This is a genomic window from Actinomycetospora endophytica, from assembly GCF_021026375.1.
GTDB classification, from domain to species: Bacteria; Actinomycetota; Actinomycetes; order Mycobacteriales; family Pseudonocardiaceae; genus Actinomycetospora; species Actinomycetospora endophytica.
On record NZ_JAJNDB010000002.1, the window covers coordinates 102,574 to 126,827 of the forward strand.

Annotated in this window: 20 protein-coding genes; 11 read left to right on the forward strand and 9 right to left on the reverse strand. The window is 73.7% G+C overall.

The genetic code is table 11. The features are described from left to right. Window positions 1–4 precede the first annotated feature (4 nt). Window positions 5–1,531, forward strand: coding sequence for a sensor histidine kinase (locus tag LQ327_RS11390; protein ID WP_230733435.1), 1,527 nt, complete (start codon window positions 5–7; stop codon window positions 1,529–1,531). A 3-nt stretch (window positions 1,532–1,534) separates the two neighbouring features. Here the strand turns inward: LQ327_RS11390 and LQ327_RS33865 are convergent, their stop codons facing one another. Beyond that, the gene (locus LQ327_RS33865) at window positions 1,535–1,858 is read right to left on the reverse strand and encodes a DUF1918 domain-containing protein (protein WP_308286293.1); all 324 of its coding nucleotides are present in this window, start codon (window positions 1,856–1,858) and stop codon (window positions 1,535–1,537) included. Window positions 1,859–2,000: 142 nt separating this feature from the next. Beyond that, window positions 2,001–4,541, reverse strand: coding sequence for an ATP-dependent Clp protease ATP-binding subunit (locus LQ327_RS11400; protein WP_308286294.1), 2,541 nt, complete (start codon window positions 4,539–4,541; stop codon window positions 2,001–2,003). A gap of 200 nt (window positions 4,542–4,741) precedes the next feature. Here LQ327_RS11400 and LQ327_RS11405 point away from each other — a divergent pair, with 200 nt between their 5' ends. After that, a complete protein-coding gene (locus tag LQ327_RS11405; protein ID WP_230733437.1) occupies window positions 4,742–5,758 on the forward strand; it encodes an NADP-dependent oxidoreductase in 1,017 nt (338 codons plus the stop codon). Window positions 5,759–5,800: 42 nt separating this feature from the next. On the opposite strand, the gene LQ327_RS11410 is transcribed toward LQ327_RS11405, so the two are convergent. From LQ327_RS11410 to LQ327_RS11435, 6 genes are all read right to left on the reverse strand, one after another. After that, a complete protein-coding gene (locus tag LQ327_RS11410; RefSeq protein ID WP_230733440.1) occupies window positions 5,801–7,354 on the reverse strand; it encodes an MFS transporter in 1,554 nt (517 codons plus the stop codon). Further along, window positions 7,351–8,040 carry a FadR/GntR family transcriptional regulator gene (locus LQ327_RS11415; protein ID WP_230733442.1) on the reverse strand — a complete coding sequence of 230 codons (690 nt, stop codon included), beginning with the start codon at window positions 8,038–8,040 and terminating at the stop codon, window positions 7,351–7,353. Before LQ327_RS11415 ends, LQ327_RS11410 begins: the two co-directional genes overlap by 4 nt. A gap of 60 nt (window positions 8,041–8,100) precedes the next feature. Further along, window positions 8,101–10,044: a hypothetical protein gene (locus LQ327_RS11420; RefSeq protein ID WP_230733444.1), complete on the reverse strand. Its 1,944-nt coding sequence runs from the start codon at window positions 10,042–10,044 to the stop codon at window positions 8,101–8,103. 287 nt (window positions 10,045–10,331) lie between these two features. Beyond that, window positions 10,332–11,186, reverse strand: coding sequence for a MaoC/PaaZ C-terminal domain-containing protein (locus tag LQ327_RS11425; RefSeq protein WP_230733446.1), 855 nt, complete (start codon window positions 11,184–11,186; stop codon window positions 10,332–10,334). Window positions 11,187–11,238: 52 nt separating this feature from the next. Then, window positions 11,239–12,624, reverse strand: a complete 1,386-nt coding sequence (locus tag LQ327_RS11430; protein ID WP_230733448.1) for a 3-oxoacyl-ACP reductase — start codon at window positions 12,622–12,624, stop codon at window positions 11,239–11,241. Between the two features lie 9 nt (window positions 12,625–12,633). Then, on the reverse strand, window positions 12,634–13,923 hold the full coding sequence (locus tag LQ327_RS11435; protein WP_230733450.1) for an acetyl-CoA C-acetyltransferase: 1,290 nt from the start codon (window positions 13,921–13,923) through the stop codon (window positions 12,634–12,636). Window positions 13,924–13,997: 74 nt separating this feature from the next. Here LQ327_RS11435 and LQ327_RS11440 point away from each other — a divergent pair, with 74 nt between their 5' ends. The 3 genes from LQ327_RS11440 (at window position 13,998) to LQ327_RS11450 (ending at window position 17,546) form a co-directional block, all read left to right on the forward strand. Further along, on the forward strand, window positions 13,998–14,801 hold the full coding sequence (locus LQ327_RS11440) for a TetR family transcriptional regulator (RefSeq protein WP_230733451.1): 804 nt from the start codon (window positions 13,998–14,000) through the stop codon (window positions 14,799–14,801). A 183-nt stretch (window positions 14,802–14,984) separates the two neighbouring features. Beyond that, window positions 14,985–17,021: an acyl-CoA dehydrogenase family protein gene (locus LQ327_RS11445; RefSeq protein WP_230733453.1), complete on the forward strand. Its 2,037-nt coding sequence runs from the start codon at window positions 14,985–14,987 to the stop codon at window positions 17,019–17,021. 78 nt (window positions 17,022–17,099) lie between these two features. Next, window positions 17,100–17,546 carry a DUF4190 domain-containing protein gene (locus LQ327_RS11450; protein ID WP_230733455.1) on the forward strand — a complete coding sequence of 149 codons (447 nt, stop codon included), beginning with the start codon at window positions 17,100–17,102 and terminating at the stop codon, window positions 17,544–17,546. Between the two features lie 254 nt (window positions 17,547–17,800). Here the strand turns inward: LQ327_RS11450 and LQ327_RS11455 are convergent, their stop codons facing one another. Further along, entirely contained in the window at window positions 17,801–19,051 is a 1,251-nt protein-coding gene (locus LQ327_RS11455; RefSeq protein WP_230733457.1) for a phosphodiester glycosidase family protein, read from the reverse strand. A gap of 211 nt (window positions 19,052–19,262) precedes the next feature. On the opposite strand from LQ327_RS11455, the gene LQ327_RS11460 reads away from it, so the two are divergent. The 6 genes from LQ327_RS11460 (at window position 19,263) to LQ327_RS11485 (ending at window position 24,037) form a co-directional block, all read left to right on the forward strand. Further along, a complete protein-coding gene (locus tag LQ327_RS11460) occupies window positions 19,263–20,279 on the forward strand; it encodes a TerC family protein (RefSeq protein WP_230733459.1) in 1,017 nt (338 codons plus the stop codon). Next, window positions 20,236–20,733: a DUF309 domain-containing protein gene (locus LQ327_RS11465; RefSeq protein WP_230733461.1), complete on the forward strand. Its 498-nt coding sequence runs from the start codon at window positions 20,236–20,238 to the stop codon at window positions 20,731–20,733. Before LQ327_RS11460 ends, LQ327_RS11465 begins: the two co-directional genes overlap by 44 nt. A 161-nt stretch (window positions 20,734–20,894) precedes the next feature. Further along, window positions 20,895–21,434, forward strand: a complete 540-nt coding sequence (locus LQ327_RS11470; protein ID WP_230733462.1) for a type 1 glutamine amidotransferase domain-containing protein — start codon at window positions 20,895–20,897, stop codon at window positions 21,432–21,434. Window positions 21,435–21,483: 49 nt separating this feature from the next. Continuing rightward, entirely contained in the window at window positions 21,484–22,866 is a 1,383-nt protein-coding gene (locus LQ327_RS11475) for a lyase family protein (protein WP_230733464.1), read from the forward strand. Further along, window positions 22,863–23,243, forward strand: a complete 381-nt coding sequence (pcaC, locus tag LQ327_RS11480; protein ID WP_230733466.1) for a 4-carboxymuconolactone decarboxylase — start codon at window positions 22,863–22,865, stop codon at window positions 23,241–23,243. The genes LQ327_RS11475 and pcaC overlap by 4 nt, the downstream gene beginning before the upstream one ends. A 122-nt stretch (window positions 23,244–23,365) precedes the next feature. Further along, on the forward strand, window positions 23,366–24,037 hold the full coding sequence (locus tag LQ327_RS11485; RefSeq protein WP_230733468.1) for a hypothetical protein: 672 nt from the start codon (window positions 23,366–23,368) through the stop codon (window positions 24,035–24,037). Window positions 24,038–24,254: the final 217 nt, after the last annotated feature.

Consider the following 24,254-nt stretch of genomic DNA (forward strand, 5'->3'; position numbering starts at 1 on the left):
TCGCATGACGTGGATGCGCTCGCTCCAGGCCCGCATCGTCCTCACGACGGTGGTCCTGATGGCCGTGGTGTGCGCGGTCGTCGGGATCGGTGCCGCCCTCTCGCTGCGCCACTACCTGGGTGAGCAGCTCGCCCAGGAGGTCTCGCGCACCGTCGGGTTCACGGCGAACCCGCCGAACGACGACTCCGACCACCGCCCGCCGCCCCCCGACGCGGGCAGCGGCATCGGCGGCGGCGACGGCACCAGCCGCATCGAGGTGCGCAGCATCGACGGCCAGGTCGTCTCGGCCGCGGCGCTCGGGAACTTCCGCTCCGCCGACCAGCCGCTCTCCGCCGTCCAGGTGGCGCCGGTCCTGGCGGTCACCCCGGACCAGGGCAGTCCCGGCGACCCCGGCGCGGAGGCGGTCACGCTGCCCGGGCTCGGCACCTACTTCATGGAGGCCCGGACCGTGTCCGACGGTTCGGTGGTCGCCGTCGGCATCTCGACGGCGCGCATGGACGCGACCGTCGGCCGGCTCGCGGTCATCGAGATCGTCATCTTCGCGATCGGGGTGGCGGTCGCCGGGGTGATCGCGGCGTTCGCGACCGGGGCCACGCTGCGCCCGCTGCACCGCGTCTCGGCCACCGCCCGCCGCGTGTCCGAACTGCCGCTCGAGCGCGGCGAGGTGGAGCTCGACGACCGCGTGCCCGAGGCCGACGCCGATCCCCGCACCGAGGTCGGGCAGGTGGGCGTCGCCCTCAACCGCATGCTCGGTCACGTCGCGGGTGCCCTCGAGGTCCGTCAGGAGAGCGAGACCCGGGTGCGCCGGTTCGTCGCGGACGCCTCGCACGAGCTGCGCACCCCGCTCGCCGCCATCCGCGGGTACTCCGAGCTGGCCCGGCGCCGCTCCGACGAGCTGCCGCCCGAGGTCGCCGCGATGCTCGAGCGCGTCGGCTCGCAGACCGAGCGCATGACGCTGCTCGTCGAGGACCTGCTGCTCCTGGCCCGTCTCGACGCCGGCCGCCCGCTGGCCCGCGAGCGGGTCGACCTCGCGCGGATCGTCGCCGACGTGGTCGCCGACGCGCACGCCGTGGCCTCCGACCACCACTGGTCGCTGCAGCTGCCCGAGGACCCGGAGGCGATCGGGTTCGACGTCGTCGGGGACCCGGAGCGCCTGCACCAGGTCGTGGCGAACCTGCTGGCCAACGCCCGCACCCACACCCCGTCGGGCACCCACGTCGTCGCCGGCCTGAGTCGCCGCGGTGACACGGTGCGTCTCGAGGTGTCCGACGACGGCCCCGGTATCGCCCCGGACCTGCTCGGCCATGTCTTCGAGCGGTTCGCCCGCGGCGACACCGGGCGCGCCCGGACCACCGGCAGCACCGGGCTCGGGCTGTCGATCGTGTCGGCCGTCGTCACCGAGCACGGCGGGACGCTCGGCGTCACCAGCGTGCCCGGGGACACCCGCTTCGCCGTCGCGCTGCCGGCCGCGGACCGGGGCGGTCCCTCGCTGCCCCCGGTCACCGCCCCGGTGTCGGTGCGACGGGGCTGATCCTCAGCGCTGGAGGCGATCCGCGACGGTGGCCGCGGCGTCGGCCACCGCGCGGGCGGCGCGGCCCGTCGCGTCCTGGGCGGCGTCCCGGGCCCGCTCGGCGGACTCGCTCGCGCGGTCGGCCACCTGGCCGAGACGTTCCCCCACGGTCGGCGCCTCGATGGTCGCGTCCGGGCCCGGTGTCAGGATCGACTCGTCGCCGGAGTCGAAGCGCACCCGGTAGGGCGGCCCGTCCGTCCCGAGGACGGCGACGATGGTGCCCGTCCGGTCCGGGGCGTCGACGGTGTTGGCGTGCAGGGTGATGCGGTCACCGACGTCAGCACTCACGATGGCTCTCCTCCCGGCGGGTGTCGCGCGGACGGATACCCACGCGATGATCACCCCAGACAGGTCCGTCCCACCCCGGAACGAGCGAAGGGCCCCTCCGGTCGAGTGGATCGACCGGAGGGGCCCTTCGCCGGAGTGCGGGTCAGCTCGCCAGAGCGGGCTCACCCACGGAGAACGTCAGCTCCTCGCCGCCGGGTGCGACGTCCACCCGGACCGACCGGCCCGCGGTGAGCTCGTCGCCGAGCAACATCGAGGACAGCTTGTTGCCGACCTCGCGCTGGATCGTCCGGCGCAGCGGCCGCGCCCCGAACTCGGGCTGGTAGCCGTGCTCGGAGAGCCAGTCGACGGCGGGCTCGGTGAACTCGATCCCGATCTCCAGCGACGCCAGCCGGTCCCGCGTCTCGGTGAGCAGCAGGTCGGTGATGGTGCGCAGCTGCGTGGAGTCGAGCCGCTTGAAGACGATCACCTCGTCGATCCGGTTGAGGAACTCCGGCCGGAACGACTCGCGCAGCTTCGGCAGGAGCCGCTCCTGCAGCGACCGGTCGGGGTCGCTGGTGGCACCGGCGAACCCGAGCGCCTGGGTGTTCGTCGTGATCAGCTCCGAGCCCACGTTGCTGGTCATGATCAGCACCGTGTTCCGGAAGTCGACCGTCCGACCCTGGGAGTCGGTCAGCCGGCCGTCGTCGAGCACCTGCAGGAGCGTGTTGAAGACGTCCGGGTGGGCCTTCTCCATCTCGTCGAGCAGCACGACGGAGTACGGACGGCGCCGGATCTCCTCGGTGAGCTGCCCGGCCTCGCCGTAGCCGACGTACCCGGGAGGCGAGCCCACCAGCCGCGACACGGTGTGCCGCTCGGAGAACTCGCTCATGTCGACGCGGACCATGCGGTCCTCGTCGCCGAACATCGTCGCGGCCAGGGCCTTGGCCAGCTCGGTCTTGCCGACACCGGTCGGGCCGAGGAACAGGAAGCTGCCGATCGGCCGGTCCGGGTCGCCCAGTCCGGCCCGCGAGCGACGGACCGCCTCGGCGACCGCGCTCACCGCGTCCTCCTGGCCGACGACCCGCTCGTGGAGCTGGGCCTCCAGGCCGAGCAGCTTGGAGCGCTCGGTCTCGGTCAGCTGCGCGACCGGGATACCCGTCGAGCGGGAGACGACCTCGGCGATGTCCTCGACGGACACCTCGAGCACGCCACCCTGACCGGAGGTCCGCTCGTGCCGGGCCTCCTCGAGCGCCCGCTGAGCCTCGGCGACCTCGTCGCGCAGGGCACCGGCCCGCTCGTAGTCCTCGTCGGCGACGGCCTGGTCCTTGTCGCGCTGCAGCGACTCGACCTTCCGCTCGAGCTCCCGGGAGTCGGTGTGCGGCGCCCGCGAGCCGAGGCGCTTGCGCGCCCCCGCCTGGTCGACGAGGTCGATGGCCTTGTCCGGCAGGAACCGGTCGGTGACGTACCGCTCGGAGAGCTCCGCGGCGGCCGTCAGGGCCTCGTCGGTGAACCGCACCTGGTGGTGCGCCTCGTAGCGGTCCCGCAGCCCGTGCAGGATCGCGATCGTGTCGGCGACGCTCGGCTCGGGGACCATCACCGGCTGGAAGCGGCGCTCCAGCGCGGCGTCCTTCTCGATGGACGTCCGGTACTCGTCGAGCGTCGTCGCGCCCACGATGTGCAGCTCGCCGCGGGCCAGGGCCGGCTTGAGGATGTTGCCGGCGTCCATGCCGCCACCCTCGCCGTTGCCACCGGCACCGACCATGGTGTGCAGCTCGTCGATGAAGACGATGAGCTCGTCGGAGTGCTGCCGGATCTCGTCCACGAGCTTCGTCATGCGCTCCTCGAAGTCACCGCGGTAGCGGGTGCCCGCCACCATCCCGGTGAGGTCGAGCTGGACGATCCGCTTGCCGGTCAGCTGCTCGGGGACGTCGCCGGACACGATGCGCTGGGCGATGCCCTCGACGACGGCGGTCTTGCCGACGCCGGCCTCACCGATCAGCACCGGGTTGTTCTTGGTGCGCCGGGAGAGGACCTCGAGGGTCTGGTCGACCTCGTCCTCGCGGCCGATGACCGGGTCCAGCTCGCCCGAGCGCGCCTTCGCGGTCAGGTCGACGCCGAACTGGTCGACGGTCGGGGTGTCGGAGTCGCCCTGCTGCGGGCTCTGCCCGGAGGCCCCCGGACGACCGCCACTGGCGGCGGAGCGCTGCAGCGACTGCGGGTCGACCCCGCGGGACTGCAGGGCCTTGCCGGTCGGGGAGTCCGGGTTGGCGGCGAGCGCCAGCACGATGTGCTCCGGCCCGATGTAGCTCGCCCCGAGGGCGCGCGACACCTGGTGGGCGTCGAGCAGTGCGCGCTTCGCGGTCGGGGTCAGCGTCGGCGCCTCCTCCGTCGCCTCGCCCCGCGGCAGTTGCGCGTCGGCGTGGCGGGCGAGCTCGTCGACGTCCGCGCCCGTGCCCGCGATGAGGGCGCGCAGCGGCGGGACGGCGAGGCCGGCCAGGAGCAGGTGCCACGCGTCGAGGTCGTTGTTCCCGCGCTCGGCGGCCTGCTGGGCCGCGGCACCGACCAGGCCACGGGCCTGCTCGGTCATGAGCGCGGTGATGTCGATGCGCTGGGCACCCCTGGGCGACGCTCCACCGAGGAAGCGGGCCAGGAAGTCGTCGAATTGGCCGGACCCGGGGCCGCCGGGACCGAATGCGCTGGTCATGCGTACCTCTCTGTGGGGGTCCTACCGCCTGCGGCCTGGTGCCTGCGGCGGCTGTCAGGAGGATCAGCAATCGGTGATCCCGATTCATTCCTGAGTCGGTGTGACTCATGTCTGGTCCGAGCAGGGTGCGCCGACCCGGCTCACGTGTTCCCCGTCGCCGTCGCGGGACACACCCCCGGCGTCGTGGGTAACCGGGGGCCATGAGCACTGCCCACGAGGTCCACCTGGTCCGCCGCCCCCACGGCTTCCCCGACGCCGACGACTTCCGCCTCGTCGAACGCGAGCTCGGAGAGCCCGGGCCGGGCGAGGCCGCCGTCGTCAACCGCGCGTTCTCCGTCGACCCGTACATGCGTGGCCGGATGAACGACGTGCCGTCCTACGTCGCGCCGTTCGGGCTGGACGAGGCGATGGACGGCCGCTCGGTCGGCGAGGTCTCGGCCGTCGGCGACGGGGTCACCGACCTCGCCGCCGGGGACCTGGTGCTGGGCAACCTCGCGTGGCGCGACCGCGGGATCGCGAAGGCCAAGCACCTGCAGAAGGTCCCGGACGTCGAGGGTGTCGACCCGAAGGCCTACCTCGGCGTGCTCGGCGCGCCGGGGCTCACCGCCTGGGTCGGGCTGCTGGACAAGGCGTCGTTCCAGCCCGGGGACGCGGTCTTCGTCTCCGGCGCGGCCGGGGCGGTGGGCAGCCTCGTCGGGCAGATCGCGAAGGCCAAGGGCGCGTCACGCGTGGTGGGCAGCGCGGGCAGCGCCGAGAAGGTCAGGTGGCTGACCGACGAGCTCGGCTTCGACGCCGCGTTCAACTATCGCGATGCCCCCGTGCTCGACCAGCTGGAGAAGGCGATGCCCTCCGGCCTGGACGTGTACTTCGACAACGTCGGCGCGGACCACCTCGAGGCCGCGATCGACGTCGCGAACGATCACGCGCGGGTGGCCGCCTGCGGGGCGATCGCGCACTACAACGACACCGCGGAGGACCTCACGCCCGGCCCGCGGAACCTGTTCAAGATCGTCAAGAAGCGGCTGTCGATCCAGGGCTTCATCGTCACCGACTCGCTGGACCGGTTCCCGCCGTTCCTGGAGGAGGTCACGCCGTGGGTGGCCCAGGGTCGGGTGCGGTTCTCGGAGACGGTCGTGTCGGGCGTGGACCACGCGGTCGAGGCCTTCCAGGGGCTCCTGCGCGGGGAGAACACCGGGAAGATGCTGGTCACGCCCTAGGTGCCTGCGGCTCGTGAGCAGTAATTGCTGCTCTGGCGTCAATTACTGCTCACGAGCGCGGAGCGCACCGGGCCCGAGCTCGACGTCCACCCGACCGGGCGCGGCCCGCTGCGCGAGCGGGGCGTGGTCCGGCGCGGCGCACACCAGCAGGCAGGGGATCGGTGGCACGTCCAGCTCGTAGCCCCCCGCCTCGTCGGTGCGTGTCGCGCCGAGCTGGCGGCCGTCGTCGCCGACCAGGGTGATGGTGGCGCCGGTGAGCGGGGTCCCGCCGCCGGTGCGCACGACGCCGCGCAGGGTCGGGCGGACGCCGGCCGGTCGGCCTTCGGACTGATGCGTGAGTGGCGCCGTTCGCTCGTCAGATGACAGCGATGCGTCACTGCTGACGACGGCGGCGGGTGGGTCGGCCGACCCCGACGCCGACCCCACGTGCCGGTTCCGCGCCGCCCCGATCCCCGCGAGCGCGAGCGGCACCAGCAGCACCATCAGCGTGATGATCGGCGCCGTCCAGCTCCCGGTCGCGTCGTGGATCGCCCCGAGCGCGAGGGGGCCGGCCGCGGCGAGCACGTAGCCCACGCCCTGCGCCATCCCCGAGAGCTCGGACGTGTGTGCGGCGTCGGGGGAGCGCAGCGTGATCAGCGTCAGGCCGAGGCTGATCCCGACCCCCTGACCCAGCCCGATCAGCACCATCCACAGCGGCGCCAGGGCCCCGGGCGCCAACAGAAGCCCGAGGTAGCCGACCACCCAGAGCGTGATCAACAGCGCGACCAGGTGGTGCTGGGTGCGGCTGCGCGCCGCGAGTACCGGGGTGACCGCCGAGGTCACCAGCGAGGACAGCCCGGCGACCGAGAGCAGCAGCCCGGCGGCGGTCGGCGTCCGGCCCTCGTCGACGAAGATCGTCGGAGCCCACGCCGTGAGCGCGTAGAACTGCAGCGACTGCAGGCCCATGACCAGCGTGACCTGCCACGCCAGCGGGCTGTTCCACAGTCCCCGTACCGGAGCGGCGGGCGCGGCCGGCGGCTCGGCCGCGGCATGGCGCCGCGCGCGCACCACCCAGGGGAGCCAGAGCACTACCCCGAGCGCCACGAGCACCGCCCACAGCGCCAACGACGGCCGCCAGCCCAGTCCCGTCGCGTGCTCGACCGGCACCATCACCGCGGCGGCCAGGGCACCGCCGCCGGAGATCATCGTCGAGTAGGCGCCGGTCATCACGCCGGTGCGGTGCCGGAAGTCGCGCTTAACGACGACGGGCATGAGTGTGTTGCCGATCGCGATCGCGATCCCGGCCAGCACGCTCCCCGCGAGCAGGGCCCCCAGCGTGGGAACCAGCCGCACGAGGATGCCCGCGGTCAGGACGAGCAGTGCCGCCAGCAGCGCGGTCTCGAGCCCGATCCGGCGCGCCAGCCGGCCCGCGAACGGCGCGAGCAGCCCGAAGCAGAGCACCGGCAGCGTCGTGAGCAGCCCGCCGACCGCGCCGCCGATCCCGAGGTCGTCGCGGATCTGCGAGAGCAACGGCGACACCGCGACGACGGCCGGGCGCAGGTTGAGAGCGATCAGCAGGACGGCGACGACGAGCGCCACGGTCCGGGCCCGGCTCACGACTGCCCGCCGAGCAGGGCGAGGAGCTCGTCGAGCAGGGCGTCGGAGGCCCGGCCGGCGGCGTCCGGGTCCCCGTTGCGGATCGCGTCGACGAGGTCGGTGTGGACGTGGAACGCGGGCGTCCCCACTGCGTGCTGCTCGTCGACGGTGATCCGGATCGTCGCGACGAGCGCGTCGCCGAGGTGGTCGAGCAGGTCCGAGAGCACGGGGTTGTGGGCGGCCGCGGCGACCCGGCGATGGAACTCGAGGTCGCCGCGCACGAAGCCGTCGCGGTCGTCGGCGGCGGCCAGCTCGTGCTGGCGGGCGAGGGCCTCGGTGAGCCCGGCGAGGTCGTCGTCGGTGCGGTTGCGGGCGGCGAGGCGCGCGGCCTCCCGCTCGAGACCCCGTCGCACCTCGAGGACGTGGCGGGCGTCGGCGCGGCGGACGTAGCGGTCGAGGGCGGCGCCGAGCCCGCTGGCCGCCCGCACCCAGGTCCCGTCGCCCTGGCGGACCTCGAGCATCCCGGAGTGCGCGAGCGCGCGGACCGCCTCGCGCACCGAGTTCCGCCCGACGCCGAGCGCGACGACCAGTTCCGGTTCCGGCGGGATCCGCGTGCCCACCGGCCACTCCCCGGAGACGACCATCGTCTCCATCTGGGTGATCACGTCGCCGATGACGCTCGCGCGCCGAGGGGTCTCCAGGGGCACCCAGACATCCTGACATCCCATGTCTGACGGCGAGAAGACCGCGACGCGGTGCTGCGGGTCTCAGGGGTGCTGCTTCGACCCCGACGAGCGCTTGCCGCCCTTGTGCTGCTGCGAGGTCGCCGGGGTGTTGCCGGTGCCGACGGCGTCGGCGAGCGAGCGCAGGTCGAACGAGACGAAGTCCCGGCTCGAGGTCTGCAGGTAGTGCTGCGCCCCGACCTGCTCGCCCGGGAAGAGCTGGAACGCGTCGGGCCGCGGCTGGCCGGTCGGGTGGAAGTAGGCGCCGGACACCCACGCCGGGTTGATGTCGAGCTCCATCCCGCGCACCGCGCCCGCCGAGCGGAGGATGTCGCCGAGGGTGCAGACCGACAGCGCCGGACCGCCCACGTAGATCTCCGCCCCCGTCGCGGTGACGCCGAACGCGGACCGGTTGATGTAGGCCGCCTGCCCGACGGTCGAGCCCCACTCGGCGGTGCCGCCGGTCGCGCAGGTCGGGTTCACCGTGCCGTGGTCGACCAGCGGGATCAGGTTCTGCCGCACCGCGGCGACGTTCGAGGACATCTTCACCTCGGTGCCCCACGCGCCGACGTCCGTCGTCCCGTTCTTGTTGATCACCAGGCTCGCGGCGCCGGGCACCAACGGTCGGGCCTCCTTGCCGTCGAGGTACCAGCCCCCGTGGCTGTCGCCCTGCAACCGGAAGCCCGCCGAGAAGGCGTCGACGACCGTGCGCTGCTCGTTCGAGTCGACCGAGGTGGGCACCGGCCAGGTGCCGCCCGGGTCCTCGGTGCCGGGGTGCAGCACGCCGCGCACGAGCGTCGGGTCCATCCACAGCACGCCGACGAGGAACGACGTGTGGGCCGCGTCCGGGCGCACCGTCGTCAGGCGCACCGCGTCGCCGTGCGGGGTGGAGACCACCGGCTGCCACTGGCCCTCGCCCGGCAGCGGCGCCAGGCCGGCCGGCGGGGAGAGCGGCGGCGGTGCGGGACTGCCTCCGGGGTGATCGGCGACCGCCCCGTTCGCGTGCGGGATGCCGCCGGCCGGGGTGCCGCCGGTCGCGGGCTGGTCGAGGTCGTACTGCCGCGCCTCGAGCCACGTCACCATCGGACCGAAGCCGTGGTCGCGACCCCACTCGGCGAGCCGGGCCGCCACGGTGTCCGATCCGGGCCGGGTGAGTGCGTGGATCAGCGACGGGGCGGAGATCGCGGCGAGGAGCACGACGACGACGGCGAGTGCGGCCAGGCTGCGCCGCAGCCACCGGGTGTGCGGGATGAGGTGGGACCGGCGGCGGGGCTTCTCCGGGACCGGGATCGCCGTCGTGTCGTCGTCGGCGGCGTCGGTCTCGGAGGTGCCGTCGCCGGGGTCGGCTCCGTCGTCGGTCCCGGTCGGGTCGGTCTCGACGGTGCCCGTCGGGGCGGTGGTCGCGCCGACGGGCGCAGCGACGGCGGCGACGGGGACCGTGCCCGCGTCCATCGATTCGTCGCCGGTCTCGGCGGCGGTGCCCGGCTCGGCCTCCGGGCCGGCGCCCGCCCCGGTCTCGCCCGGCGCGGGGAGTCCCTCGGTCGGCTGGGGCTCGTCCGGCGTGGGGAGTGCCGTGGTCGGCTCGGCCTGCTCGGGTGCGGGGAGCGCCTCCGTGGGCGCGACGGGGACGGTGCCGGTGTCCGCCGACCCGTCGTCGGGCTCCTCGTCGTCGTCGGACTCGGTGGCGGAGTCGGTCTCGGTGGCTGAGTGCGCCGACCCGTCGTCGTGCTCGTCGTCCGCGGGCTCCGTCTCGCCGGTCCCGTCGTCCACGGGGAGCGCGGTGGTCTCCGGCTCGGGGCGGCCGGCGTCCGTGGGGTCGGCCTGGTCCTCCGGCGCCTCGTCCTCGGGGTCCCGGACCGCCGCGGTGGCCACCGTCGGCACGTCGAGGGCGTCCTCGTCCGCGGCCGGGCGGTCGTCGTGGGAGACGTCGACCCGCTCGGTCGGTCCGGTGTCCGGGGCCGCCAGGCCGGACGATGGATGAGGGGCCATGACAGCTCATCGTCCACGTGACCTGCGGCGTGACCGTGAAGCCCCCCGCCGTGTGGGTCTTCCCGCCGACTCCGGACGGCCCGGTTGAGCCCGGTTCGTCCCGGGTTGTGACCGAAGCTCCGGTGCCCGCGGACCAAGATCGTGAAGCGTGTGAGAAAAGCCCCTGTGGACCGAACGGTCCGCCTCAGGCGTCGCGATCATGCACGGCCCCGAACCGAGCGAAGGGCCCCGTCGATCGATCTACTCGACCGAAGGGGCCCTTTGCTCAGAACGGACCGGAAGAGCGCCTACGCCGGACGCACCGTCAGCAGCAGGTGGTCCTTGCCCTTCGTCGACCGCAGCACGGCGTCCCAGCCGTCCTTCGCCGCCGCCGTGTAGAGCAGCGCCGTCGACGGGGTGCGAAGCGGCGCACGGAACACCGCGTCGACGGTCGATGCCGGGTCGTAGCGCCCGGACAGCGCCGCGAGCACCCGCGCCTTCGACCACATGCCGTGCGCGATCGTCCCCGGCATCCCGAACGCCCGGGCCGCGAGCCCGTTCACGTGGATCGGGTTCACGTCGCCCGAGACCGCCGCGTAGCGCCGCCCGATGTCGCCCGGCACCTTCCACACCGCGTGCGGCCGCTTCCCGACGACGGGTGCGGGCTCCGGCGGCGCGGGCTCCGCGGCATCGTCCGCCGACGCCCCGCGCACGAAGTAGGTCGAGCGCGACGACCACGTACCCGCACCGTCGCCGGTGTCGATCGACGAGACCAGGTCGACCTGGGCACCCTTGGGGTGGGCGACCAGTCGCTCGGCGTGGACGGCCAGCCGCAGCGGCTCGCCCACCTCGAGCGAGCGCCGCTGGGTGATGACGTTGCGCAGGTGCACCATGCCCGGCGCGGGCAGCGGGAACTCGCGGTCGGTCATCAGCCGCATCTGCAGCGGGAACGCCAGCATGTGGGGGTAGGTCAGCGGGACGTCGCCGCCGACCCGGAACCCGCACACGTGCGCGTAGTCGGCCACCGCGTCGGCGGAGATCGACACCCCGGCGAGCTCGAGCGTGCGGTCGGGCAGCGTGTCCCCGCCCGAGCGTGCGGTGAGCAGCGCCCGTCCGTACAGCGCGCCGAGGGTCGGCGGCGCGTCGAGTGTCTCCGTGTTCATGGTCGAGCTCCCCTATCGGCGTGCTCCCCTGAATGCTGCGTCTCCGTCGCCATCACGCCCCCAGCAGATTCTGGCCGCACACCCGCAGGACCTGGCCGTTCACCGCGTACGAGGCGCCCTGCGCGAAGTACGCGATGGTCTCGGCGACGTCGACCGGCAGCCCGCCCTGCGTGAGCGACGACAGCCGCCGCCCGGCCTCGCGGGTCCCGACCGGCATCGCGGCGGTCATGTCGGTCTCGATGAACCCGGGCGCGACCGCGTTGATCGTCGCCTTCTTCGGCGCCAGCAGCGGGGCGGTGGCCTCGACGAGACCGATGACGCCGGCCTTGGAGGAGCCGTACGACGTCTGGCCGCGGTTGCCCGCGATCCCCGCCATCGACGACACCGTGACGATGCGCCCGCCGGGGTGGAAGCCCTGGTCGTCGGACGACGCGAGCAGCACCTCGTCGATCGCGAGCTGCGCGTTGAGGTTGACGTCGATCACCGAGTTCCAGCGGTCGGTGTCCTGGTTGGCGAGCAGCTTGTCGCGGGTGATCCCGGCGTTGTGCACGACGATGTCGATCCCGCCGTGCCGCTTCGCGTGCTCGACGATGGCCGCGCCGGCGCCCTCGGAGGTGATGTCGAGCTGCAGCGAGGTCCCGCCGACGTCGTTGGCGGTGCGGGCCAGCGCGTCCCCGGCGGCCGGGATGTCGACGCAGACGACCGTCGCACCGTCGCGGGCCAGCGTCTTCGCCACCGTGCGCCCGATCCCGCGGGCGGCACCGGTGACGACCGCGACCTTGCCCGCGATCGGACGGTCCCAGTCGGTGCCCGACGCCGAGCCCGCGTAGCCGGCCACCGTCCCGACGTCCACCCGCTGCCCGTCGACGAACGCCGAGCGGGAGGAGAGGAAGAAGCGCAGCGTCGACTCGAGGTCGGCCCCGACAGCCTCTTCCGCGACGTGCACCAGGTTCACCGTCGCGCCGTACCGGGCCTCCTTGGCCGCGGAGCGCACCAGACCCTCGAGGGAGCGGCGCGCCGCCCGGACGGCGGGCCGGTCGGCCTCGGCGGGCACGTCACCGATCACGAGGATGCGCCCGGATGGTCCCACGCGGCGCATGACCGGCGTCAGGAACTGCTGGATCGCCGCCAGATCGGCGGGGGAGGACAGGCCGGTCGCGTCGACGATCGCCGCGGCGACCTTGGAGGTCGACGAGCCGCCGCCGATGGGCGCGTTCGGGTCCTCGTGGACCTCGACGCCGGCCTCGGTGAGCACGGCGCGCACCACCTTCGCGACGCGCCCGTTCGCGGTGGCCGTGCCGAGCAGCGCCGCGCCGGAGAGCAGCGGCTGCCCGGGCTCCCAGCGGCGCAGCTTCGGCACCGGGGGAAGGCCGACGTTGCCGGCGATCGCCTTGCCGACGCCGGAGTTGACGAAGTCGGAGTACCAGTCGTGCGACATGACTACCTCTCAGGCCTCGAGGATGGCGACGACGCCCTGGCCGCCGGCTGCGCAGATGGAGATCAGTCCGCGGCCGCTGCCCTTGGCGTGCAGCGTCTTGGCCAGCGTCGGGACGATGCGCGCCCCGGTGGCCGCGAACGGGTGCCCGGCCGCGAGCGACGAGCCGTGCACGTTGAGCTTCGCGCGGTCGATCGAGCCGAGCGGCGCGTCGAGCCCGAGGCGCTCCTTGCAGAACTGCGGGCTCTCCCACGCGGCCAGCGTCGCGAGGACCGTGGACGCGAACGCCTCGTGGATCTCGTAGTAGTCGAAGTCCTGCAGCGTGAGGCCGTTGCGCTCGAGCAGCCGGGGCACCGCGTAGGCCGGGGCCATGAGCAGGCCCTCGTCGCCGTGCACGTAGTCCACCGCCGCGGTCTCGGCGTCCACGAGGTGCGCGAGCACCGGCAGACCGCGCTCGGCGGCCCACGCGTCGGAGGACAGCAGCACGGTGGCCGCGCCGTCGGTCAGCGGCGTCGAGTTGCCCGCCGTCATGGTGGCCTCGGCCCTGTCCCCGCCCGCGGGGAAGAACACCGGCTTGAGCTTGCCGAGCTTCTCGACGGTCGAGTCGGCGCGCAGGTTGTTGTCCTTGGTGAGCCCGAGGTAGGGCGTCAGCAGGTCGTCGAAGAACCCGTCCTCGTAGGCCCTCGCGAGGTTCTGGTGCGAGAGCGCGGTGAGCTCGTCCTGGGCGGTGCGCTCGATGCCCCAGTACGCGGCGGTGATGGCGGCGTGATCACCCATCGCCATGCCGGTGCGCGGCTCCCGGTTGGCGGGGATCTCGGGAACGAGCTGGCCCGGGCGCAGTCCGGCGAGCGCCTTGAGCATGCCCGCGGTGGACTTCGCGCGGTTGGCGGCGAGCAGGACCTCGCGCAGGTCCTCGTTCACCGCGATCGGGGCGTCCGAGGTGGTGTCCACGCCGCCCGCGATGCCGACCTCGACCTGGCCGAGGGCGATCTTGTTGGCGATGAGGATCGCGGCCTCGAGGCCGGTCCCGCAGGCCTGCTGGACGTCGTAGGTGGGGGTGGCGGCGGACAGGCGCGAGCCGAGCACGGCCTCGCGCGTGAGGTTGAAGTCGCGGCTGTGTTTGAGCACGGCGCCCGCGACGACCTCCCCGATGCGCTCACCGGTCAGCCCGAAGCGGGCGACGAGGCCGTCGAGGGCCGCGGTGAGCATGTCCTGGTTGGAGGCGCGCGCGTAGGCGCCGTTGGATCGGGCGAACGGGATGCGGTTGGCACCGACGACCGCCGCGCGACGGGGGCTGGCCACTGGTTCCTCCAGGGGTGCTGGCTCTGTAGTAGGCAAAACTGTGTTACTCGAAAGTAGCAGGTACCGTGGGTGCCGTGAGCCGTCGTTCGCAACGTCACGGGGACGAGGGGCAGGGCCGTCGCGACGGATCTCGTCGAGGCCACCCGGGCTCCTCGTCGGACGGCGCTGCGGCCGACGCCCCGGCCGGCGACGACGCCGGTGCGGGTGGAGCTGACGAGGACAGTGCCCCGCCGCCACGTCGTGACAAACGTTCGAGCCGCTGGGACGAGCACCGTCGTGCCCGCCGCAAGGAGCTGACCCTCGCCACGATCGTCGCCATCCGCGCCCACGGCGCGGACGTGGGGATGAGCCAGGTCGCGGCGCAGGCGCGCACCTCCAAGACCGTGGTCTATCGCCACTTCGCAGACAAGTTCGACCTGTACCAGGCGGTCTGCGAGCGGGTCGGCGCGGTGATCGTGGGCCAGGTCCAGGAGGCGATGCGCCAGGCGGGCCCGCCGGAGAAGACCCTCCTCGCGGGCGTCGACGCCTACCTCGGGCTCATCGAGGCGGACCCGGACATCTACCGCTACGTGATGCGCCCGCCGACCTCGGAGCGCTCCTCGTCCTCGGGCGGCCCGAACGACTTCGTCGGCGACCTGACCTCGTTCATCGGGGACTTCGTCGGCGACATCATCTCGACGGAGCTGCACCGCCAGAACCGCGACGCGACGCCGGCCACCACCTGGGGGCACGCGCTCGTCGGGATGGTGCGCTCGGTGGGGGACCACTGGCTGACGGTGCGCCCCGAGGTGCCGCGCGAGACGATCGCCACCGAGATCGCCGACCTCGCGTGGGCCGGGCTCTCCCGCACCGTGAACGAGGCCGCCGCGTCGGCCTAGACGTCACCCGGACGGCGTCGTCCGGCGCTCCCCGGGTGTCTGGGACATCTCCCCCGGGAATCGTGACCGTGACCACCGCGTCGACGGGCTGACCAGCGGAATGGCATCCCTACTCGCGGGTAACCTCAAGTCGACGGCGGTCGTCCGACCGTCGTCATCCCCGCCTCCCGGGAGGTCCGGACGATGACCGCCAGCACACCCCTCGACCCCGGTTCGGTGACGCCCGCGGCCGTCGTCGCCGTCCGGCACGCCCTCGACGGACGCTGGTCGGCCCTGCGCGACGAGATCCGCGCCCGCGACGACTTCGCCTCGCTGCGCGTCGCGCCCGGCACCGACTCGGAGACCTACCGCGACCGCGTCTGGGAGATGCTCGGCCGGCTGGCCGCCGACGGGCACGCCCTGCACGGCTTCCCCGCGTCGGTCGGTGGGCACGGCGACATCGGCGGGTCCGTGGTCTCGTTCGAGATGCTCGCCTTCGCCGACCTGTCGCTGCAGGTCAAGAGCGGTGTGCAGTGGGGACTGTTCGGCGGCGCGATCCAGGCCCTCGGCAACCCCGAGCAGCACGCGCGCTACCTGCCGTCGGTCATGGACCTGAGCCTCCCGGGCTGCTTCGGGATGACCGAGACCGGCCACGGGTCGGACGTCCAGTCGGTGCACACCACTGCGACGTACGACCCGGCGACCGACGAGTTCGTCATCGACACCCCGACCGAGTCGGCCCGCAAGGACTACATCGGCAACGCCGCCCGCGACGGGCGGATGGCCGCGCTGTTCGTCCAGCTCTTCACCGCGCCCGCCGGGGAGGAACCGCAGCGCTACGGGGTGCACGCGATCCTCGTCCCGCTGCGCGACGAGGACGGCACCGTCCTGCCCGGCGTCGAGATCACCGACGACGGGCACAAGGAGGGGCTCAACGGCGTCGACAACGGGCGCCTGGCGTTCCACGGCGTCCGTGTGCCGCGCGAGAACCTCCTCGACCGCTACGGCACCGTCGCCGCCGACGGCTCCTACTCCAGCTCCATCGAGAGCGAGAACCGCCGGTTCTTCACGATGCTCGGTGCGCTGGTGCGCGGGCGGATCAGCGTGTCGGGCTCGGCGGTCGGCGCCGCGATGCTCGCGCTGACGATCGCCGTCCGCTACGGCGAGGTCCGCCGGCAGTTCTCCGCGCCCGGCGGCGACGGCGAGATCGCGATCCTCGACTACCTCGCCCACCAGCGGAAACTGCTCCCGCTCCTGGCGCGGACCTACGCGCTGCGGTTCGCCCAGAACGAGCTGGTCGAGATGCTCCACGACATCCAGACCACCCGGGAGGCCGGCGGCGACGTCGACGAGAAGCGCCAGCGCGAGCTCGAGTCCCGCGCGGCCGGCATCAAGGCACTCTCCACCTGGAACGCCACCGAGGTCATCCAGGTCTGCCGGGAGGCCTGCGGCGGGCAGGGCTACCTCTCCGAGAACCGGCTCGGCGCGCTGCGCACCGACACCGACGTCTTCACCACCTTCGAGGGCGACAACACCGTCCTGCTCCAGCTGGTCGCCAAGGGCCTGATCTCCGGGTACGCCGACGACTTCGGTCACCTCGACACCCTCGGGACCATCCGCTTCGTCGCCGACCAGGTCCTCGACTCGGTCGCCGAGCGCACCTCCCTGCACTCGCTGGCGGAGCGGCTGCGCGGCGCCGCGGGCGGCGACGAGGACGAGGTCCTCGACAGCTCCTGGCAGATCAAGCTGCTCGACGACCGCGAGGAGCACACGCTCGACTCGCTGGTGCGCCGGCTGCGGCCCGCGCGGGGCAAGGGGGTGGGCGCCGACCGGGCCTTCGAGATCTTCAACAACGCCCAGGACCACCTGCTGCGGGCGGCGCGCAGCCACCTCGACGGGCTCGTGCTCGACGCGTTCAACCGGGCCTGCGAGTCCCGGACCGACCCCGCGGCGCGCACGCTGATGCGGCAGGTCTGCGACCTCTACGCGCTCTCGGTCATCGAGGACGACAAGGGCTGGTTCCTCGAGCACGGCCGGATCTCCGCCTCGCGGGCCAAGGCCGTGACGGCCGAGGTCAACCGGCTCTGTCAGGGACTGCGCCCGCACGCCCGGGCGCTGATCGACGCGTTCGGCATCCCGGAGAGCTGGATCGGGGCACCCATCGCCGTCGGCGACGAGGCCCGCCGTCAGGACGAGGCCAGTGCGCACGCCCACGCGGACGCGGGCGCTGCGACGAGTTGACCACGGCCGCGCAGGACGGGTGAATTCGGACGTCCCGGGTGGTAGAAGGTGCGCACGCATCCGAGAGAGGACGTCGACGTGAGCGCACCGGGTGAGGGCTACGGCCAGTGGGACACGGGCGCCCAGGCGGCGCCCCCGCCGCGGCCCAGGAACGGCATGGGCATCGCCGCGCTGGTCCTCGGCATCCTCGCCATCCTCTCCTGCTGGACCGCCGCGGGCGGGGTCCTCTTCGGCATCCTCGCGATCGTCTTCGGCGTGATCGGGGCCGGCCGGGCCCGGCGAGGTGTGGCGAACAACCGTGGCGTGGCGATCGCCGGCATCGTCACCGGCGTCCTCGGCCTCATCGTCGGGATCATCTTCGTGGTCATCGGGATCTTCGTCGGGTTCTTCTTCGTCTCGGGCGGCGGCCAGGCGGTCTTCCAGCAGGCGCAGCAGTGCGCGCAGCAACGGATCGCCCAGGGCGCGTCCCCGCAGCAGGCGTTCGAGCAGTGCCGGCAACAGGTTCCCGGCCTCAACGGCGGGTAGCAGCGCGGTCCCCAGACACGAACGGGCCCCGCACCTCGGGTGAGGTGCGGGGCCCGTCGTGTGAGTGGGTGTCCGAACCGGGCGATGAGCCGCCTCGCGGCGCGTGGCACACCAGGGCTTCAGCCGAACGATCGTCCCTGGCGGCTCTTATTATTGAGACCCGGGGGCACATGGCGCCCGGTCCGGACGCCCCATTCAACCAAGTGGCCCGTCGTGATGTTCCTGGGCCACCGAGAAAATCTGCGTAGCCCGGATCATCCGCCGCCGGGCACCACCGCGAGGGCGTCGCGGATGCGGCGCAGCTGGACGTCGGAGGGGCTGTTGGCGACGGCGAGCGCGCCCCCGGCCGGCCGCCGCACCATCTGGGTGGAGCCGCCGCCGTCGAACGCGACCGCCTGCGGGTAGCCCAGCTCGGAGACCAGTCGCCCGAGCTGGGCGAGGGTGGCTCCCACGCTGGCCTGCTGCCGGCCGTCCACCGCGATCAGAGCGAGGGTCCGGCCGTCGGCGGAGAGGCCGACCGCGGTACGCGGTGCGCGCTCGGTGTCCTGCAGCCCCGGCCACGGCGCCCCGGCACGGACCAGGGGCAGTGCCCCGACCGCGGTGCGCAACGACGGCGATCCCCCCGCGCGCAGTTCCCAGTGCGGCACGACCGGGTCGCCGACCCGGAGCCCGCGCAGGAGATCCGCGCCGGCGTCCCGCCCGACGAGCGCCACCGCGCCGGTGGGGACGGCTCCGGTGCCGACCGGCCCGGTGGCGATCACCTTCCCGTCACGCACCTGCACCTCGACGGCGTCCGGGCTGCACGGCGCCTTCGGGTCGGTGTCCGAGCCGCACACGGTGCGCGACCGGGGCAGCGCGCCCCAGGCCGGGGTGAACACCGCGACGCCGCCGACCGGCACGGCGTAGGTGTTCAGACCGGTCAGCGGGATCGTGCCCGACGGTGCGTCGGCGCCTCCCGCGAAGTGCACGGTGTCGATCCGCGCGGCGCCGGATCGGTCGACGCCGAGGACGGTGTCCGGGTCGGAGCCGGGCGGCCCGGGCGGGGCGGGCCGGCGGCCGGGGGTGACGGCCGAGGTGATCGGCACGCCGTCGGCGAGCTCGACCCCGACGGGCGCCCCGGTGCCGCCCTCGTCGAAGAAGTCGGCGTTGACGGCCGCGATCGCGTTCGCCCGGCCGGCGAGGTCGGGCACGGTCGCCGTCGCGGTGACGACCGGTGGGTGGAGCAGCGCCATCGCCACCTTCCGGTTCGCCAGGTCGACCCGGACGACGTGGCCGCGCACGCGGCCGGCGGCCTCCGTCGTCGTGAAGTCGCGGTACTCGGTGCCCGGGACGTCGACGTCACGCGGGCCGAGGACCTGGTCGAGGACACGCCCGGGAGGGGCCGGAGGTGGGGGCGGCGGCGCCGGGGCGTCCGGTCCGGCGAGGGCGGACGGGGCGACGACGAGCGTCGTCACCAGCGCCGCGAACCCGCCCGCGAGGGGGCGCACCGGCCCGACCGCCCGCATCGCTCTCCCATCGATCACCGCTGTGGCGCGGCGGACGATCTCCGATCGGGCGACGGCGGGGATGCGCGCGACGGGCGCGCCGGGGAGAGTCCCCCTCGTCGGGTGACGTGGCGGACCTCACCAGGTAAAGGGAACCTCAAGCGATTCCCATTCGTCATCAAGGGGAGTATCGCGACGAGGCGCCGCGCGGACGGGGCTCGAGGAGGACAGCGTGACGGTCCCGTTCTGGGTCTGGGCGGCGACGGTCGGTGGGATCGCCGTCCTGGTCGCCGTCGACATCTGGCACGCCCGGTCGCCGCACGAGGTGAGCTTCCGCGAGGCGACGCTGTGGTCGGTGATCTACATCGTCGTCGCGCTGGCGTTCGGCGTCGGGCTGTGGATCTTCATGGGCACGCAGCCGGCCACCGAGTACTTCGCCGGGTGGCTGGTCGAGAAGAGCCTCTCGGTCGACAACCTCTTCATCTTCGCGGTGATCCTGGGCCAGTTCGCGGTGCCCAAGCGCCATCAGCAGCGGGTGCTGCTCTGGGGCGTCATCGGGGCCCTCGTGATGCGCGCGATCTTCATCCTGATCGGCGCCGCGGTGATCTCGGCGTTCGCGTTCGTCTTCGTGATCTTCGGGCTGTTCCTGCTCTACACCGCGTACGGCCTGATCCGCTCCCACGGTGCCGGTCCGAAGGACATGAGCGACAACGCCGCGGTGCGGCTGACCCGCCGGCTCGTGACCGTCCACGAGGAGGACACGGCCGCGGGCGACCCGCACGACGGCCGGTTGACCCGGCGCATCGGCGGCCGCTTCGGGGTCACCCCGCTGTTCATCGCGGTCGCCGTGATCCTCTCGGTCGACCTGGTGTTCGCGCTCGACTCGATCCCGGCGATCTTCGGCATCACGCAGAACGCCTACCTGGTCTTCACCGCGAACGCGTTCGCCCTGCTGGGTCTGCGGGCCCTGTACTTCCTGCTGGTCGGGCTGCTCGACCGCCTGGTGCACCTGTCCTACGGGCTCGCGTTCATCCTGGCCTTCATCGGCGTGAAGCTGATCCTGCTCTACCTCCACGAGGACGTCTCGCCCTCGATCCCCGCGGTGCCGACCTGGCTCTCGCTCGCGGTGATCGTGGCGACGCTGGCGATCGTCACCGCCACCAGCCTCGTCGCCACCCGGCCGCCGAAGGTGACAGGCTCGGAGCATGACGGCACCGGGAGCCCACGGGCAGGCGAGCGCCGATCGTGACCGCGACCCGACCGGTCGCGCCCGCAACGCCCGCCCGCGCGACGCGTCCGGCCGGCCCCTCCCGCCGGGCGAGGCCGGGGTCGAGCGGGTCGACGAGGACGTGGTGCTCGCCCCGCAGGACGCGCTCACCGAGGCCCAGCGGCTGCTCGACGGCGGCTACCCCTTCCACGCGCACGAGGTCCTGGAGGGCGCCTGGAAGTCGGGTCCCGACGACGAGCGCGCGTTCTGGCAGGGCCTCGCCCAGCTCGCCGTCGGGCTGACCCACGAGCAGCGCGGGAACCGGCGGGGCGCCCCGTCGCTGCTGCGCCGCGGCGCGGACAACATCACCGAGGACCCGGCGACGGGGACCCGGCACGGCGTCGACACGGCGCGGCTGGCCGGGTGGGCGCGGTCGAGGGCGGACGCGGTCGAGGCGGGGGAGGAGTCGGGCGGGGCGCCTCGGCTGCAGGACTGACCCCAGCCCCGGTCAGCGAAGGTCCCCCATCGACGTGCTCGGTTGCATCGCTGACATCAGACGTCAGGAAGGCGCCATCCTCACATCGTTTCGGGAGTGCTGACGGTCGGGCATCCACGCCCGTCCAGCGCACCAGAACTTTCAGGAGGTGGCCCTCCGTCATGGCCAACGAGCTCTCCGGCAAGCGCGTGGCGATCCTCGCGGCGAGCGGCGTCGAGCAGGTCGAGCTGACGCAGCCGCGTCAGGCCGTCCAGGACGCCGGCGCCATCACCACCCTCGTCTCCGTCGACACCGGCGAGATCCAGGCGATGAACGCCGACATCAACAAGGCCGACACGTTCACCGTCGACGCCGCGATCGGCTCCGTCTCCGCCGACGACTTCGACGCGCTCATCCTGCCCGGCGGCACCTGCAACCCCGACACCCTGCGCCAGAACGCCGACGTGATCGCGTTCGTGCAGGCCGTCGCGCGCGCGGGCAAGCCGATCGCCGCGATCTGCCACGCGCCGTGGACCCTGGTCGAGGCCGACATCGTGCGTGGGAAGCGCCTCACCTCCTTCCCGAGCGTGCGCACCGACATCCGCAACGCCGGGGGCACCGTCGTCGACGAGCAGGTCGTCGTCGACCAGGGCCTGATCACCAGCCGCAACCCCGACGACCTGGACGCGTTCTGCGCGACGCTGGTCAAGGAGTTCGCCTGAGCGGAAACGCCCTGGCCGGGCCGGGTGACGCGCGCGGCATGATGCGCCCGTGACGCCGGGCCTGTTCGACGAGATCCTCGCCCGCGGCGGGGCCCGCGAGGCGGTCGACGACACCGCCTGGCTCACCGCTCTGCTCGACGTCGAGGCCGCCCTGGCCGGCGCGACCGCCGACGCGGGCGGGCTCGACGCCGACGTCGCGGCGTCCATCGCGACCGCCTGCCGGCCCGAGCGCTTCGACATCGCCGCGCTCGCCGTCGAGGCCGCGAACGCGGGCAACCCCGTCGTCCCGCTGGTCGCCGCGCTGCGTGAGCTCGTCCGCGCCCACGCGGGCGACGAGGCCGCCGCCGCGGTGCACCGGGGCGCGACCAGCCAGGACGTCGTCGACACGGCGAGCGCCCTCGTGACCCGCCGCGCCCTCGCGGTCGTCGTCGGCGACCTCACCGCGGCCGCAGACGCGGCGGCCGGACTCGCCCGGGAGCACCGCGATCGCGCGGCCGCCGGCCGGACGCTGCTGCAGCAGGCCGCGCCGGTGACCGTCGGGCTGCGCGCGGCCGGGTGGGCGAACGGGCTCGACGGGGCGGTGGCCGCGCTGCAGTCCTGGCGCCCCGCGGTCCAGCTGGGCGGCGCCGTCGGCACGCTGGCCGCCTTCGCCGGCCGTGGGCGCGCCGAACGCGCCGCGCTCGCCCGGAGGCTGGACCTCGACGAGCCGCCGCTGCCCTGGCACACCGAGCGGGGCCGCGTCGCCGAGCTCGCCGGGGTGCTCGGATGTGCTGGCGCGGCGATCGGGTCGGTGGCCACCGACCTGGTGCTGCTCGCGCAGACCGAGGTCGGCGAGGTTCGCGAGGACGTGCCCGGACGCGGCGGCTCCTCGACGCTGCCGCACAAGCGGAACCCGGTCGGCGCCGTCTCCGCCCGTGCCGCCGCGATCGCGGTCCCGGGCCTGGTCGCCTCCCTGCTGACGGCGGCCTCGGGTCACGAGTACGAGCGCGCCGCCGGGTCCTGGCACGCGGAGTGGCGGCCGACCTCGGAGCTGCTGCGCACGGTCGGCTCCGGGGCGACCTGGCTCGCGGACTCGCTCGGGCACCTGGTGCTCGAGCCGGCCCGGGTGGCCGCCTCGCTCGACGTCACCGGCGGGCTGCTCCTCGCCGAGAACGTCACGACGACGTTGCGCGGCCGCGTGGACGACCCGAAGGGCCTCGTCACCACCGCGGCTTCGACCAGCCTCGACGAGGGCAGGCCGTTCGCGGACGTGCTCGCCGACGCCCTCGCCGGCACCGACGTCACCCGCGCCGAGATCGACGCCGCCCTCGACCCGGCGGCCCACGTCGGTGAGGCCCTCGAGCTCGTCGACGACTTCCTCGCCACCCGCACCGCTGCCGCCCGCACCGCTGCCGCCCGCACCTCCGCCGTCGACCCCGAGGAGCATCCGTGACCGACGACCTCGACCCCGCCGGCCTCGCGACCCGCCGGGAGGTCCTCGGCGACGAGCACGTGGACCGCGCGCTCGCGAACTCCGACGAGACCACCGCGGACTTCCAGGCGTTCATCACCCGCTACGCGTGGGACGGGATCTGGAACCGACCGGGCCTCGACCGCCGGCAGCGCAGCATCGTCACCCTCTCGGTGCTCGCCGCGTTGCACCACGACGGGGAGCTCGCGATGCACGTCAGGGCGGCGCTGCGCAACGGCCTGACCCGCGAGGAGATCCGGGAGGTTCTCCTCCAGGTCGGGGTGTACGCCGGGGTGCCCGCCGCGAACCGGGCGTTCGGGGTGGCGCAGCGGGTGCTCGCGGAGGTCGCGGAGGACTGAGCCGCGCCCCGGTCGTGGGTGCGACGCACCCGTGCGCCGCGCGGGGAACTCGCCGGTGCGCCCACTACCGTGGGCGGGCACCAGCCGGTGCGGTCGAGGGGACGAGGGTGCGAGGACGGATCGTGACGACGACGGGGGCCCGCCGGCGCGCGGTGCCCGGGGGACTCGCGACGGCCGTCGTGGGAGCCCTCGCCGCGATGACGCTGCTCGCGGGCTGCTCCTCGGGGTCGGACCTCTCGACGCCGTCGATCCCGACCTTCCCGGGTCCGGGCGCGGCGCCCGCGACGTCCACCCCGGCGCCCCGCTCGACGCTCGTCCCGACCGACTGCAACCAGATCGTGTCGAAGGACCAGCTGCCGAACCTGCTCGGCCTGCCGATCGGCTCGGTCGACGTGCGCTCGCTGCGTGACGTGCCCGCCCCGTCGGTCGGCCGGCTCGAGCGGGTGACCTGCACCTACAGCTCCACCGGGGGTGCCGGCGCGCCGAGCCAGGGTTCGCAGGTCCTCAAGCTGATCGCCAGCGGCTACAACGGCCCGCAGGCCGCCCAGGCGCAGGTGGCGGTGAACAACCAGGTCGAGCAGCGCTCCGGGGTGAACGGCGTCGACACCCCGATCGGCGCCGCGACCGGCACCTACTTCACCGACCCGGACGGCCCGATCCTCGTCGTCGCCTACAAGCAGGTGACGGTGAGCCTCACGCTGGGCCGCGGCGCGCTGTCGGCCGACCAGAGCCGGTCGGTGCTGGTCGACCTGGCCCAGCGGGTCCTGCCCGTCCTGGTGCCTCCCGGATCCTGACGGCGCGGTCTCGTCCGTCACCCCCGCGTCCGTCGGGCGCGCCGAGCGGGTATCCCCGGCGTAGCATTCTTTTGCGTACGCTAACGACAAGGGGGACTGCCGCGTGACCACGGCGACGGCATCACCGACGGGTGCGACGGAGCAGCCCGGACGGTCCGACCGCTACAAGTGGGTCGCGCTGTCCAACACCACGCTCGGCGTGCTGATCGTCACGATC